The organism is Lacibacter cauensis (genome assembly GCF_007830055.1).
GTDB lineage: Bacteria > Bacteroidota > Bacteroidia > Chitinophagales > Chitinophagaceae > Lacibacter > Lacibacter cauensis.
The window spans coordinates 189,810-205,367 of record NZ_VLLE01000007.1 but is presented as its reverse complement, the minus strand read 5'-3'; the positions used below and the strand labels follow the sequence as shown (position 1 = coordinate 205,367).

At 41.6% G+C, this 15,558-nt stretch carries 13 protein-coding genes; 4 read left to right on the top strand and 9 right to left on the bottom strand.

The features are described from left to right. Positions 1–24: 24 nt before the first annotated feature. The gene (locus IQ13_RS20155) at positions 25–579 is read left to right on the top strand and encodes a fasciclin domain-containing protein (protein WP_144888550.1); all 555 of its coding nucleotides are present in this window, start codon (positions 25–27) and stop codon (positions 577–579) included. A 73-nt stretch (positions 580–652) separates the two neighbouring features. Here IQ13_RS20155 and IQ13_RS20150 read toward each other — a convergent pair whose 3' ends face one another. The 7 genes from IQ13_RS20150 to IQ13_RS20120 all read right to left on the bottom strand — a co-directional run bounded on the left by IQ13_RS20150 (position 653) and on the right by IQ13_RS20120 (position 7,470). Then, the gene (locus IQ13_RS20150) at positions 653–1,048 is read right to left on the bottom strand and encodes a group III truncated hemoglobin (protein WP_144888549.1); all 396 of its coding nucleotides are present in this window, start codon (positions 1,046–1,048) and stop codon (positions 653–655) included. Between the two features lie 104 nt (positions 1,049–1,152). Next, the gene (locus tag IQ13_RS20145) at positions 1,153–1,920 is read right to left on the bottom strand and encodes an ABC transporter permease subunit (protein ID WP_144888548.1); all 768 of its coding nucleotides are present in this window, start codon (positions 1,918–1,920) and stop codon (positions 1,153–1,155) included. 10 nt (positions 1,921–1,930) lie between these two features. Further along, positions 1,931–2,632: an ABC transporter ATP-binding protein gene (locus tag IQ13_RS20140; protein WP_144888547.1), complete on the bottom strand. Its 702-nt coding sequence runs from the start codon at positions 2,630–2,632 to the stop codon at positions 1,931–1,933. A gap of 3 nt (positions 2,633–2,635) precedes the next feature. Next, complete coding sequence (nosD, locus tag IQ13_RS20135; RefSeq protein WP_144888546.1) at positions 2,636–3,871, bottom strand: nitrous oxide reductase family maturation protein NosD; 1,236 nt, start codon at positions 3,869–3,871, stop codon at positions 2,636–2,638. After that, a complete protein-coding gene (locus tag IQ13_RS20130; RefSeq protein WP_242009596.1) occupies positions 3,871–4,884 on the bottom strand; it encodes a nitrous oxide reductase accessory protein NosL in 1,014 nt (337 codons plus the stop codon). Before IQ13_RS20130 ends, nosD begins: the two co-directional genes overlap by 1 nt. A gap of 84 nt (positions 4,885–4,968) precedes the next feature. Further along, the gene (gene nosZ / locus IQ13_RS20125; protein WP_144888545.1) at positions 4,969–6,954 is read right to left on the bottom strand and encodes a Sec-dependent nitrous-oxide reductase; all 1,986 of its coding nucleotides are present in this window, start codon (positions 6,952–6,954) and stop codon (positions 4,969–4,971) included. Between the two features lie 39 nt (positions 6,955–6,993). Beyond that, positions 6,994–7,470, bottom strand: coding sequence for a c-type cytochrome (locus tag IQ13_RS20120; RefSeq protein ID WP_144888544.1), 477 nt, complete (start codon positions 7,468–7,470; stop codon positions 6,994–6,996). Between the two features lie 211 nt (positions 7,471–7,681). Here IQ13_RS20120 and IQ13_RS20115 point away from each other — a divergent pair, with 211 nt between their 5' ends. From IQ13_RS20115 to IQ13_RS20105, 3 genes are all read left to right on the top strand, one after another. Continuing rightward, positions 7,682–8,296 (top strand): Crp/Fnr family transcriptional regulator, encoded by a 615-nt coding sequence (locus IQ13_RS20115; protein WP_242009595.1) that lies wholly within the window; start codon positions 7,682–7,684, stop codon positions 8,294–8,296. Between the two features lie 82 nt (positions 8,297–8,378). Further along, positions 8,379–9,611: a hypothetical protein gene (locus IQ13_RS20110; RefSeq protein ID WP_144888543.1), complete on the top strand. Its 1,233-nt coding sequence runs from the start codon at positions 8,379–8,381 to the stop codon at positions 9,609–9,611. 53 nt (positions 9,612–9,664) lie between these two features. Further along, positions 9,665–13,150 carry a VCBS repeat-containing protein gene (locus tag IQ13_RS20105; RefSeq protein ID WP_144888542.1) on the top strand — a complete coding sequence of 1,162 codons (3,486 nt, stop codon included), beginning with the start codon at positions 9,665–9,667 and terminating at the stop codon, positions 13,148–13,150. Positions 13,151–13,203: 53 nt separating this feature from the next. Here IQ13_RS20105 and IQ13_RS20100 read toward each other — a convergent pair whose 3' ends face one another. Both IQ13_RS20100 and IQ13_RS20095 read right to left on the bottom strand, forming a co-directional pair. Beyond that, positions 13,204–13,989, bottom strand: coding sequence for a hypothetical protein (locus IQ13_RS20100; protein ID WP_144888541.1), 786 nt, complete (start codon positions 13,987–13,989; stop codon positions 13,204–13,206). Between the two features lie 261 nt (positions 13,990–14,250). Further along, on the bottom strand, positions 14,251–15,552 hold the full coding sequence (locus IQ13_RS20095; protein WP_144888540.1) for a S41 family peptidase: 1,302 nt from the start codon (positions 15,550–15,552) through the stop codon (positions 14,251–14,253). Positions 15,553–15,558 lie beyond the last annotated feature (6 nt).

Below are 15,558 nucleotides of genomic sequence, written 5' to 3'. Positions count from 1 at the left end.
TGTTTAAACCATTAACCCCTGTTTATGAATTATCGTTTTATACTTCCGGCCATAGCGCTGGGTATTTGCATTTCCTGCAATAACGCTGCCGACAGTAACACAGCAGCTGCCGCAACCACAACCGCCGCCGATGGTGGCCAATCAACTGTAGAAGACAATGAATCGGCCAAAGACATTGTAAAAATTGCAGCAGGCAGTAAAGATCACAGCACATTGGTTGCTGCTTTAAAAGCAGCCGAGTATGTGGATGTTATTTCCAATGCCGGTCCCTTTACTGTTTTTGCGCCCACCAATGCAGCCTTCGACAAATTACCTGCCGGAACATTGGATGATTTACTGAAGCCCGAGAATAAAGACAAACTTCGCAGTATTTTAGAATACCATGTGTATGTTGGTGTATTAAAAGACGCATTAATGAGCGATGGACTTACCTACGGCATGGCCAGCGGACAAAACATTACTATAGGCAATAAGGATGGGAAAATGACAGTAAACGGCATTAACATTGTTGCTACTATCCCGGCGTCAAACGGAATCATTTATGTAACAGATGGTGTATTACTTCCTCCTGCAAAATAATAATCCTTTGAATGAACCATACCAAAAGAGGCATCCAAACCGGATGCCTCTTTCGTTTGTAAAAAACAATTGTTTAATAAACAGGTTGATCGTTTGGTGATGCCGCAATTTTTATTTGCATAACAGTAGCTATGGAGTGTGCTCGTTGCTTGGCTAGCGCTGCATTGGCCCCTTCAAACAACTCATCTACCGTTGCATTGAACAACGCTATCCATTTTTCGAAGTGCGATGGCTGCATGGTATGCCTGGCACTAAGTTGTGCATGCACAAGCATAGGATTACCAACGTAACCACCACTGTGAAAAATAATATTCTCCCAAAACCTGTACATTACCGGCAGATGCTTTTCCCAATTCACCGGCACGACTTTGGTAAAGAAAAAGCTGATACTGTTATCCTGCTTTACCTTTTCGTAAAAGCTGTTTACCAATAACACAATATCCTCTGTTGTTTCAATATCTTTTTTCATGTGTTAACCTTTTTTGTTTTTCACATCACACTAAAACCAGCATACAGATTTTAGTATTGCAGCAGTTGTGTTTTTAAAAACTGCGTACAAAAGAAAAGGCGTAATTAGAGATCCTTTTTCTGAAACTGTTTTACAGACAACCAAACAGGCACCGTTGTCCATAATAACAATACAATAGCCGATACCAACATACCAAGCTGCCCGCCGAAGAATTCGTTAAACACGGCACCGGTATAACCCATCATTGCAGAAATATCCAGCTTTAATAAGATTAAGATGCGTGAAAGATCAACCGGATTCAGCATGGTTAATGCAATCATTGGCTTCTCCAAGGGGTAATCGCTGAACTGGAAAAGCAATAACATCACTATTGCATCGTAAATCAATGTAAATACAAACCAAGTTAAAATTGATACGCCAATGCCTTTTGCCTTATCTCTTGTTTTTACAGAGGCCAGCAAAGCAATGCCTGTAAAAATGAGTGTTTGAAATAATCCGGAAACAACCAGTATAAGCCCCGTAGCAGAACTTTCGTAAATAAGCACAGGCACTCCTACCCCAATTAAAAAGGCAACAGCAAGCGATAACGCAAGACCGCTGTAGATACTCAACCACAATGTTTTCCGCTTTAACGGTTGTGCCACTAATAATTCAATAAACTCTGCGGAATTATAAACATAGATCGTTGAAAAAATAATACTGATGAGTGGTACAAAAATGAGTGCAATATTCATAAGGCTTAAAACGCCCTTGGTTGAGTTTTCATCGATGCTGAACATACCGAAGGATAGAACCAGCAACAACAGGGTGTAACCCATTACAATACGGTTCTTGAGCAAATCGAGCATGACATATTTTACAATGGTACGCATGGTGAGTTGTTTAATGTGTCTTCATTACATGTGCAATAGCCTGGGTAAGTTTTACCTGGCCGGTATCCTCTTGCAACTGTGCTATACTTTTATGAAACTGCAGTTTACCTTCCTGCATGTAAATGATCTCTGTTACCAAGTCATCGAGTTCACTGAGGATGTGCGATGTGATTAAAATGAGTTTCCCTTTTTCCTTTTCAGCAACGATTTTTTGCTTGAGAATTTCCGACGACAGCGGATCGAGACCTGCTGTTGGTTCATCAAGGATCAACACATCGGGGTTAAACAGAAAAGCCAACGATGCACTTACTTTTTGCCGCGTACCACCGCTGAGTGTACGCATTTTCTTATGCGCCAGTGCCGGCAGATTAAACTCATTTACCAGGTCTTCATCGAGTACATCACTTTTGCGAATGTCTTTCATCATGTCCATCACCTGTGCAATAGTCATATTATCGGGGTAACGGCCAATCTGCGGCATATAACCAATACGTTCACGGTAATGCCAGCTATGCAGAATATTGTGTTGATCGAAGGTGATAAAGCCGCTGTCGGGAACAACCATGCCCAGCATAGTTTTAATCAATGTTGTTTTACCACTTCCATTAGGACCAATCAATGCAATGGTTTGCCCTTTATTGCAGGTAACACTCACGTTGTCGAGTGCTTTCAGTTTGCCAAATGTTTTTGTAACGTTCGATGCTATCAGCATAGCTCAGAGTTTTAAAGGTTTCATCATGGGACTATCGTCTTTCAATTCAACCGGAGTAAGTGCGGGCATAATTTTTTCCATCTTATCAATCAGCGATGAAATAAAACTCCGGTACAACATCATGCTCGACGGATTTCGTTCGGTGATCATCGCATACAAACTCACAGGCCTGTACGGCACATCGCCAATACCATTGCGGTTAAGATCGTAGCCTTCGTATTTATCCCAGTAGTTTTTTTCAAATTTGCTCAGCACCAGCTCTCCGTTCGTAGCTATATCAAAAGAGTTGCCGGTAAAGTTGTTTTGCACAATGGCATTATCCATACAGTTCGCCTGTATTTTCATAGCCCAGCCATTTTGTGTATAGGTATTTTTCTGCATTTTTAAACGGCTGCTGCCTTCCATCATCACACCCACACTGTTGTTCTGAAACCTGTTGCCTTCAATTGTACCATCGCTGATATCTTTTAACAAAATACCATATGCAGCACTGCCCCAATTATCGGCAAACGTATTTTTAAACATGTTGATGTGGTTGGAATACATCACGGCCACACCTGCTCCGTTATTGCGGAATGTATTCGCTGTATACGTATCGCTGTTGGAAAACATAAAATGCAATCCATAACGTATATTCTGGTAACTGTAATTATTTTTTATGTGTGAGTTGGTAACAAACTCAAAGTAAATACCATCTCTGTGGCCGGTAATCGTGTTTCCTGTAATCAGCATGCTGTCGCTCTTCCAGCAATGAATACCGTTGGCCGAATTAATTTCATCTTTCGCATCGGAAGAAAGGCGATTGCCCTCAATAACACATGCAGTTGCATGTTGCGAATAGATGCCGAAGAAAGTTATTTCAAAAACATTTTTCCTGATCACCACATTCCTGCTTTCTGCAATGCGCACAGCAGCAATATCCATGTAACTGCTCCTGCCCGAATAACGAAAACAGATTCCTTCAACTGTAACGTTATTAGCACGGATCGTCAATATCTCGTATTTCTTTTCGCCGTCAAGTACAGGTAAACCTATTCCTCTCAGGTGAATTGTTTTGGCCACATCAATGTGTTGCTCTTTGTACACACCGGGATAAATACAAATAGTATCGCCGGCAACTGCAGCCTCTACGGCTTTTTTTACAGAGCTGTACATTTTACCCTTACCTACTGTAAGCGTACGGGCTTGCGCAACACAGCATAAACAACAGAGCAATATGGTTGTACTAATCAATCGCATTACGGTAATACTTCGCTCCAGGTAATTGAAGATGCTTTTAATGAAGTTTGTACCTGCTTCATGGTGGCTTCATTTTCAAATGCAGCAATATTGCCCCCCATCGGTCCACGCACTGCATCGCCTTGCAGCAATAATGCTTTTTCAGCAGGTAGTAGTTTTTCGGGTTGCGCATAATCTGCCAGGTACACAGCAGCTATTTCCGATGCCGGCAGTTCTTTCTTGCTTAAAAAAGAAAGCAGGCAATGGGTATCATCAAATTTGTAGGCTTTGCCTTTTTGTGTTACTACTTCTGCTCCAAACTTTTTATCGCTGATGATCATTTTGCAAAAGTGGCAGGCATCTTTACCGTAAGCAATGGGCTGCGGACCGGTATTACACGACTGCAGGAAAAGCATAAACATCAATGCTAAAACTGTATTTACCGGAATATTTTTTTTATTGGATGAACGCCATTCAAGAAATAACAGCACTACCAGTGCTAAACCGGAAAGCAGAAAAATGTATCCGCCTACATCGGGAAAAGAATATGCACCAAAGTTGAGCAGTTGCTTAAACCCGATAAGCGGCGGCTGGTAAGCCATGCCCGGTACAACAATAGCAGCGTTGGGATCAAGATTATGTCCGTAGTTATACTCCCAACGATAAAAATCGAACATGGCAATAACGCCAAATGCAACAAACAACACTACCCAGGTATAAAAAAACCAGCGGCGGTTAATAAGAAAAGTGAGTAACCCAAACACTGCAAACGCACCAATGAGGTAAGGTAAAATCGTAAACTCAAAAAAGTCTTTTGTGTGTAATGTGCGCATGCCAATGTAGTGGTTCAAGCCGTTTACCACATCTACATCTCCACCAATTTTATGCGGATAAATCTTCAATACTAATCCTTCCGGGTATTGAGGTGCTGTTAAATCAATTCTCCATAGTGGAAACAACAGCGATACAGCTAAACCTATTGCACACAATAATGATAGAAAGCGTGCCCTTACTGACAATTTGTTGTTCATCATACGTGTTTTTATTTTCCGTTGGGTGGCCGGCCTTTGTTTGCCGGCCACTTACGGAAATGATAATCATCTAAAACTTCGAATCGCTTATTTTTTTGCAGCTTCTGCTTCTGGTGCACCCTGCTTACCTAAACTGAATGTAAGCGGCACATTGCTTCCTGCAGGTGATACACGAACATAACCCTGCATTTCCTGGTGCAACGCACTACAGAAGTCTGTACAGTAAATGGGATATACCCCTGCTTTTTCAGGAACCCATTTCAGTGTTGATGTTTCTCCCGGCATAATCAGCAACTCAGCATTCAATGCACCTTTTACGGCAAAGCCATGCGGTACATCCCAATCCTGTTCGAGATTGGTTACATGGAAGTATACTTCATCACCAAGTTTTACACCTTCGATATTATCTGGTGCAAAGTGCGAACGGATCGATGTCATGTACACATGTATCTTGTTTCCTTCACGTACCACTTTTGCTTCCTTCTCGCCTTTTGTTACATAAGGGTGGTTGTTCTCATCAATCTTGTAAATTTTCTGACTCTTGTCTTTAATTAACGATGCAGGCATTGAACCGGCATAGTGTGGTTCACCAATAGTCGGGAAGTCGAGGATCAACTCCATCTTATCGCCACTGATATCGTAGATCTGTGCACTTTGTGTTAACTCAGGACCTGTAGGCAGGTAACGGTCTTTGGTAATTTTGTTGTACGCTACAACATATTTACCCCAAGGCTTACGAGTATCGCCACCGGGAATTGATAAGTGACCAATTGAATAGTAAGTAGGTACACGATCCAGCACTTTCAAACTCTTTACATTCCATTTTACAATTTCACTGCTTACAAAGAATGAAGTGTAGGCATTACCGTTTGCATCAAATTCTGTGTGTAATGGTCCGAGACCTGGTTTTTGTACTTCGCCATGTAAAGCAGCTTCGTAGTTAATTACAGGAATACCGCCAAAATCGCCATCATACTTTTTATCAGCAATTGCTTTTTGAATTTTTGTGAAAGAGAATACAGGAATTACAGCAGCCAGTTTACCGCTACCAACAATATATTCGCCTGTAGGATCGGTATCGCAACCATGAGGTGATTTCGGACAAGGAATAAAGTAGCAGATATCTTTCAGAATAGCAGGATCCAATACCGTTACTTCTGTTCTGATCTCATGTTTTGCAGTATGTGTTTTTTCATCCCACTTGTTATGCGCATAACGCACCTGTTGTTTTACACCTTTACCTGCTTTCAGGTATTCTTCTGCTTTTTTCCAGTTAACAGCAAGGATAAAATCTTTATCACGCTGCGAAGCATTTACTTCGAGTAACGTGTTTGCCTGTTCACTGTTATAGCAACTAAAGAAGAACCAACCGTGGCTTGGACCTTTACCTGCACGGCTGAGATCGAAGTTTACACCGGGAAGCAGTAACTGGAATGCAATATCCAGTTCACCTTCTTTACCAATGCTTACAAAGCTGATGGTGCCTTTGAAGTTTTGTTTATACGATGCAATAGGTACATCCTGGTTATCGCCAATAGGTACGCTGAAACGTGTACCGGCTACGAGATACTCCGAATTTTCTGTAATAAATGGTGAAGAGTGATTGCCTGCACTGTTTGGTAATTCGATAATTTCTGCAGTGCGGAATGTTTTGTTATCGATACGTGCAACACGAGGTGTGTTGTTGGCATTACCAAATGTCCAACGGCCATCAATTTCGCCGTTTGTTTGTGAGAAAGAAATATGGTGCAGATCATCCCACGGAACAAAACCATTAGAGGTCATTAACATGGGCTTTGTTTCTTCGCTGTAGCCCCATCCTTTTTCAGGATCAACAGAAAATACAGGAATTACACGGAACAAGCGGCCGCTGGGCAAACCATACACGCTCATTTGTCCGCTGAAACCGCCACTTACAAAATTGTAAAACTCATCGTATTTACCGGGAGCTACATATGCTTTTGCAGCATTACCCGTTGCGGCAGCACCACCTGCACCTTTTGGTTTACATCCTGTAATCTGCAGGGCAAGCAATGGTATTGACAGAAGCAGTAGTGTTTTAAAACGTTTCATTTGTGTTGTAGTATTAAGAGTTATAAAGAATTACCTTTCTTATTTTACGCCATCGTTTTTGCGCATAAATTCATAAATGTGGCGGGCTTCATCATCGGTTAATCCCTGGTTAGGCATACGCACCAAACAAATTTCCAGTTGAGCCATTGCATCAGGGTCTTTACTCAACATTTCATCGGTGTTGGTAGCGAAGTTCATAATCCACTCTGCTGTGCGGCGCTGTGTTACATTTTTCCAACCCGGACCAACCAATTTCTCTTCTGATAGTTTATGACAACTTGCACATTTTACATCGTACACTTTGTTACCTGCCTCTGCCATTTTCTGATCGAGTGATGCACCAACATCTACCTTGGTAAACTTGCCAATACCACGGTTAGGATCGTTTGCCGGGTTTTCGGTAGCAGCAGGCGCTTTACTTTCACCCGCATCGCTGGTTTTGTTTTCGGTTGATGGACCACTACCGCAGGCATAGATGAACCCGCAAACACCAAGCACAAGAAGTAATTTTTTCATATCTGATAATTTTTTGTTTTTACAGGACAAGATTACTACGGTGTAACTCAGAGAAATATGATTGAAGTCATAATCCGGCAAACACCCTCCTGCCCATGTCATATTAAATGCAATTTTCAGGCTAAAAACAGCATATTAATATGACCAAAATCATGTAATTTGGTATTTAGCATCACTGCCCTACTTTTCATGGGGCACCTAACTTGCCGCCATGTTACACACCAATACCTGCATCATTGATACCGATTTGCTCCTTGCCTGGGGCGCCACCCTTCATAACATTGAAAAGGGGCAGGTACTATTTTACGAAGACAACATTGCTCATTTTTACTACCAGGTGGTAGAAGGGCGTATTAAGATGTGCAATTGCAACGATGAAGGCAAGGAATTCATACAAGGTTTTTTTGAAGCAGGCGAAAGTTTTGGCGAGCCGCCGCTGTTCGATGAAAGTGCCTATCCTGCAAGTGCCGTGGCAGATACCAACAGTATTGTTATCCGGTTACGAAAAGAAAATTTCCTGCAGTTGCTGAAAGACAATTTTGACATTCATTTTGCTTTTACGCAAAACCTGGCCAAGCGCTTACGTTTCAAGTCGCTGATGTCGAAAGAAATTTCATCGTACGGACCATCGCACCGCATCATCAGTTTACTGCAGGAATACAAGAAAAGCCGTGGTATTGCAGATAATGAAAAATTAAAGATTGATTTAACCCGGCAGCAAATTGCCGATATGACCGGCTTGCGGGTTGAAACAGTTATCCGTTCTATTCGTGAACTGCATGAAAAAGGGAAGCTGCAGATCGAAAAAGGAAAAGTGTTCTGCTGATTTGCAGTACCTGCAACTTCATGCAGTGCTATGACTTTAATCATAACCAATTACCAACATCTTCCTGTGCTTTGCAATTGAAATGAACTACACAAACTTTTACAGCAAATGGGCCCGCTTTGCATTATTTAATTTCGTTTTACTGGCTACGCTGGGTGTTTTACTCCGTTATAAAATAGTATTCCGGTTACCCTTTGTAGAACAGAAACATTTACTGCATGCGCACTCGCACTTTGCATTTGCCGGCTGGGTAAGTCTTGCACTGTACATTGCCATCATTTATGTACTTCAACCTTCAGAAAAAAAACTCCGTCAGTTCGAGTGGATTTTAGTTGCGCAACAAATGAGCAGCTTTGGTATGCTGTTCACATTTCCGTTTACAGGTTATGATACGGGCTCCATTGCCTTTTCCACCGCTTCTATTTTTGTATCGTATGCATTTACATGGCTGGCCATTAAAGAAATGTTGCAGCAAAACATCAATGTAATTGTTCGCAAATTTCTTATTACCGGATTGCTCTGCAATGTTGTGTCATCGGCAGGTACATTTATCCTTGCGTATTTAATGGCTACACGCAACCTGCAGCAGGATCTTTATTTTGGCTCGGTTTATTTCTATCTCCACTTTCAATACAATGGCTGGTTTTTGTTTACCATAGTCGGGATCTTTTTTGCAGCACTGCAACAACTCATTACTCCCGCCAATTCGAAAGACCTTAACCGTTTCTTTTATTGCTTACTGCTGGCGTTAATACCAGCATGGTTTTTATCGCTGATGTGGATGCGCATACCCGGCTGGATGTATTACTTAGCTGTAACTGCAGCTGTTATTCAATTGCCGGCACTCGGCTACCTGCTGCAATTTGTTTACCGCAACAGATATGCAATCAACAGCCGGCTGAAACCGGTTGTAAAATGGTTCTGGATTATTGCAGGCACAGCTTTCGCTTTAAAAATTCTGATGCAGGGTTTATCGGCCATTCCTCAACTGAATACCTATGCCTTTGGTTTACGTTCGATTGTTATTGGTTTCCTCCACCTTGTGCTGCTTTGTTTTGTAAGCGTATTTATTGTTGGATGGTTTTTTCAAGAGAAACTGATATTGTTAAACAAACGTGCCGCTACAACAGCTGCCTGGATTTTTGTATCGGGCGTATTGTTTAACGAAGTACTGCTAATGTTACAAGGCGTAAGAGCCATGCAAAGCCAGCCTTTTGCTATTGCCAACTATTTTCTATTGGCAGCAGCCTGCATTATTTTAACCGGTCTGTTACTGTTACTGATAAAGCAAAAAACAAGTAAGGCTAAGGCGTAAACAGTTTGTATACTCGGTATTTATCCTAAATTCGGGCAACTATACTACTGATTATGCGATTGCCCTTGTTGTTTTCGTTTGCGATGCTGTTGTTTACAGCCTGCGCAAAAAAAGAAAAGCCGTTGTTTGTTGCCGTTCCTTCTGCCCAAAGCGGCCTTACGTTCAACAACGAAATCATTGAAAATTCTCAAATGAACATGGTGAACTACCAATACCTCTACAATGGTGGTGGTGTTGGTATCGGCGACTTTAATAACGACGACCTTCCCGATATTTATTTCACAGCTTCTATTGCACCCAACCGTTTGTACATTAACCGGGGTAATCTCAAATTTGAAGATGTAACGGAAAAAGCAGGCGTTGGTGGCAATAAAAAATGGAGCCGTGGCGCAACGGTGGTAGACATTAACAACGATGGCTTGCTAGATATTTATGTTTGTGCCGCTGCATGGCAGGACCCTGAGTTGAAAAAGGATTTACTGTATGTAAACACCGGTGTTGACCCCGCTACCAAAATTCCTTCGTTTAAAGAAAGTGCAGCCGAATATGGTTTAATTGATACAGTAAGTACACACATGGCCAACTTCTTTGATTATGACAACGATGGCGATTTAGATGTGTACCTTGTTGTAAACGATCTTAACCAGGAGTACCCGAATAATTTCCGTAAAATAAAAGATGACGGCACCGGTTTTACCAACGACATCCTGTACCGTAATGATTGGAATGATGTGATGAAGCATCCTGTATTTACCAACGTAACAAAAGAAGCAGGTATTTTATGGGAAGGCAACGGTCTTGGAATAAGTGTGCTCGATATTAATCGAGATGGCTGGAAAGATATTTACATCAGCAACGATTACTTAAGCGGCAACCTGTTGTACGTAAACAATAAAAACGGAACCTTCACCAATCGCAACAGCGAATATTTTAAACACAGCAGTTTAAATGCAATGGGCAACGATGCAGGCGATATTAATAACGATGGTCTGCTTGATATTGTTGAAATGGATATGATGCCCGAAGATAATTACCGGCAGAAGATGATGTTTAACCCGGTTGATTATAACTGGTATCAATACTCATCGCAATTCGGCTTTCCGTACCAGCTAGTAAGAAACACCTTGCAGTTGAACCAAGGTCCACGTTTAACAGAAAACGATACTATTGGCGCTCCGGTGTTCAGCGAAATTGCTTACATGGCGGGCATTGCCAACACCGACTGGAGCTGGGCTGCGCTGTTAGCCGATGCAGATAATGATGGATACAAAGATCTGATGATGACCAATGGCTTGCCGAAAGATGTAACCGATCTTGATTTTGTAGCGTACAGAGAATCGCAAACCGCAACCAGTATCGAAGAATTGATACAACGGCAACCTCCCGTACAAATCAGCAATTATATTTATCGCAACAACGGCAATCTTACGTTTGCAGATAAAACCATCACATGGGGCTGGAATATCCCTACCTACTCTGCCGGTATTGCAACGGCCGATTTTGATAATGATGGCGACCTGGATGTGGTCATCAACAACACCAATATGGAAGCAACCTTGCTGGAAAACAAACTCAACGAAACTGAGCATAAAAAGAATTATCTGCGCATCCGTTTCCGGGGCGATACTGCAAACATCAACGGCATTGGTACAACGGTTAAACTGATGTACAAAGGCGGCGAACAAGTTGCAGAAAACACCCCCTACCACGGTTACATGAGTTCAGTTGAAAATATTCTGCACTTTGGATTAGACAGTATTGCAAAAATCGATTCCATACTTGTTTACTGGCCCGATGGCAAAAAAGAAGTGCTGCGGGATGTAGTCTGCAATCAAACAATGCTCATCAGCCAGTCGGCAGCAGCACAACCTAATAACGAAGTACAGCAGCAATATGCAACTGCCAATATATTCAGCAACATTACCGCACAAACAGGTTTGGATTTCTTTCATAACGAATACGATTATGTAGACTTTAATATTCAGCGCCAGCTACCGTTCAAACTTTCGCAATCGGGCCCGGCTATGGCAGCAGGCGATTTAAATAACGATAACCTCGTTGATATTGTAATCGGTGGCAGCTTACCCGAACCTCCGGTTGTGTATGTACAACAAGCCAACCACCAGTTTATTAAACAACCACTCGCAGGAACGAAACAAACTGCTGATGATGCAGGTATTTGTTTATTTGATGCAGATGGCGATAAAGATCTTGATGTATACATCTGCAGTGGCGGTAATGAATTACCAAAAGGCAGTACTGGTTATGCTGACCGGTTATTCATCAACAACGGCAATGCAGTGTTTGTGTACGACAGTACTGCACTTCCCTTACTTACAAACAGTAAATCCTGTGTAAAGGGTGCCGATTACGATGGCGATGGCGATATTGATTTATTTGTTGGAGGGAAAGCTGTGCCCGGCGAATATCCAAAAGCTGAAAAAAGTTTTCTGCTGCGCAACAACAGTAAAAACGGAGTGGTGAAATTTGAAGTGGTTACAGACAAAGCAGCGCCTGCATTAAAACAAATTGGCATGGTAACCGATGCAACATGGAGTGATGCTGATAACGATGGTGATGCAGACTTGCTTGTTACAGGTTATTGGATGGGCATCCATTTCTTCCGTAACGATAAAGGAACCTTGGTACAACAATCAACTGCAACCGATGCATTAACCGGCTGGTGGAACAGTATTACAGCTGCCGATGTAGATAACGATGGCGATATGGATTATGTGGCGGGCAACTTTGGCAACAACGGTTACTATCATGCAAGCGAACAGCAACCCATGCATGTGTACAGCAGCGATTACGATGGTAATGGCAAGTACGATGCGTTACTAAGCATATGGAAGCCTGCAACACTGCACGGACCAGTAAAAGAATTTCCGGTTGCTTATCGTGACCAGTTAGCAGATGAAATTCCTTCTATTAAAAAATTCTATCCTGTTTACAATATATATGCCAATGCCGACATGAACAAAATAATGAGCAACTTTAAACGGGACGGCGAATTAAAATTAACTGCTACTACGCTTTCAAGTGTATGGATTGAGAACAAAGGCAAATTTGAATTTGAAGTACATACATTGCCGGCACTTGCACAAATAAGTGCGGTATTTGGTATTACTGCAAATGATTACAATCAGGATGGAAATATTGACTTACTGCTTACAGGTAATCTTTACGATATGCATCCCAACCAAGGACGTATTGATGCATCGAACGGATTGTTATTGCAGGGTGATGGTGCAGGTAATTTTAAACCACTATCGATTTTACAAAGTGGAATACTGGTGCCGGGTAACGCACGATCATTGATACAATTCACCTACAATGGCTCTCTTGCTGTTGTTGCGGCACAAAACCAAGGAAGATTGCGTTTTTTCCGTTTAAAACAACCAGTAAGCACAGTTCCTGTAGAGATAACAACCAGCAGTAAAGTTGTACAATTAAAGAACGGCAAAACAAGAAAAGAAGAATATTATTTCGGTACGTCGTTTGGTTCGCAATCCGAACGATTCAGCATAGCATATTAAAAAGCCCGGGCAAAAATACCCGGGCGTACCAACTACTGTATGCTGAAAAAAAATTAGAAATAAGCAAAAAATAAATTAATGTTTTCAGTGGCCTGGCCGGGAACTGTTGATTGCATTACTGCAGATTTCGGCGTTTTATTGGAATGATACTGATAGCTGTAGTTTACCGTTTCTTCCAATAAACCATCTCTGTCTTTATGCACTTCGCTTAAAGTATTATTTGGATTTACAGGCAGCCACAACAAGTGTAAGATGTCCCGCACTTCATTCAACGGATTAATTTTTGTATCGTAGGTATACGTAACAGTACCACTCGACATAAACTGATCGGGATTGAAAGGATCCTGTCCGAAGAAAGAAGTCTTTGCAATATTCCCTTCAGTAGTATAATCAAATCCAAAACGCATCCATGGCTGACCTGCTGCGGTTGTAATCGTTACTGTTTTTAAACGTTCGTCGAGGTACGCATAATCTGTCTGCAATAAAAGTGTACCATCCAGTGTTTCAAAAGAAGCTTCTTTTAACTTTCCTTCGGCATAAACAGGCACAATGCGGATATCTTCATCCGAAACAATTTCTGTTATTTTTCCCTGTGCGTTATAATGCACGGCATAGTTTACTAAGTCGCCCGATGTAACAAAACTGTTTTTTAATTGTACTGTTTTTACTGAACCATTGTTGTTGTATTCAAAAGTGAGTTCATCTTCGGGCGAAAAAACAGATTTGATTTTTGTAACCGGAGCAGGTTCGGATGTTGGTTTTTTACAGGAACTGAAAAAAGAAGACGTACTAACGATTAGCACAAGCAGACCTACTGCTTTAGCAAGGCTGAATTTCATACTATAAGGTTTAATGATGATGATAAGGTTCGCAAATTTCATTCGTTGCTCTGCAGGTTGCAACCACATAAATATGTGAACTTAAAGATGGTTGAACAATGCAGGTTTGGTGTTTGGTTAGCAACGTTGATTTCTACTAATTATGACGAGACAAAGCTGTTTCTTTTTACCTGCATTTTCAACCGCATAAACATGTGAATCATTTTTTATTGTTACACTAACTGTACGTAACTACGATTGGAATGTTACAACACCTTCCAATTATTTTACAACAACCACCGAATTTTCATACCCGTTTTCCCAAGCTTTTTGTTTGTTTGCCGGATCAAGAATCCATTCGCCATCTACAACAAACTTATAGAGGTGTTTGCCTGGTTCAGCTTCGGTTTCAACTACCCACTCGTTACCTGTACGTTTCATTGTAGCAGCAGTAGTTGACCAATCGTTAAATCCACCGGCAACTGCTATATGCTTTGCTGTTACATATCCTTTTACCCGGAACGTTACTTTCGTCAACTGCGGTGCTTGTGTTTCATGTTCTGCGATCAGGCGTTTCAATTCATCCTTCCAAAAATTATTGGTTGTTGTTTGCAAACCATATTGCATCGCCAGCAGCTGTGCTTTGTGCAAAGCCAGTCGGGATTTGATCACTGTATCCGGCTGCACGCCTACTCCTTCCCAGTTTGTTTTTGTAATAGGATTAATTGCCCGGCCAACCGGCAGAAACATACTGAAGTGTTCGGTAACATTTACAGAACCGCCGGGGTTGGCACCACCACCGGTTACTTCGCCAATGATGGTTGCACGCTTCAGGTTCTTCAAATCGTAAGCCATTTCTTCTGCACCGGAAAATGTTCTGTTGCTGGTTAAAATATATACCGGCTTGTTGAGGTATTTTTTTCCGGGAACGACCACCTGCGTCCATGTTTGCTGTGTAAAATTTCCCTCACGCCAATAGAGATCGTTGAGATGTGTTTTATCTGCAAAGAAATAACTACAGAGAAAAGGAATAACATTGTCGCTCATGGCACCACCACACTTCCTGAAATCGATAATGAGCGCATCGGTATGCTGCACATAATTCATCATGGCTGCATAAAAATCACCGGCATATTCTGTACCACACAAAAATTTAAAATCGATGTAGCCGATATTTCCCTTTAGTACTTCCAGTTTGGTTACGCCATAATTCTCAAGCCGCAAAAACTCAGCATAGCCTTTCTTTTCTTCTTCTGAAATCTGCAGAATATTTCCTCGGCTTACCGGCAAAGCTTCTGCTGAGTAACGGATATTAACATGCTTATCACTACAAATACTGCGTATATCGGCCGTAAGTTTTGCTGCAAAGCTGTTACCATCGTTAATAGTATCGTACGCATTTGCAGACTGCTGGTTGCGTAAAAACTGTTCAATCTTTTTCGCTGTTTCAGGAAAAGTGTAGCGTTCGTTCATCAGTTTTACTACACTATCTACCGCCTCATTTTTTTGCTGTGTAGTTAATTGTGCACGTGCAGAAGAAAGCAGAACAAAACAAAAGATGATAAGGTTGACAAACTGTTTCATACGTTC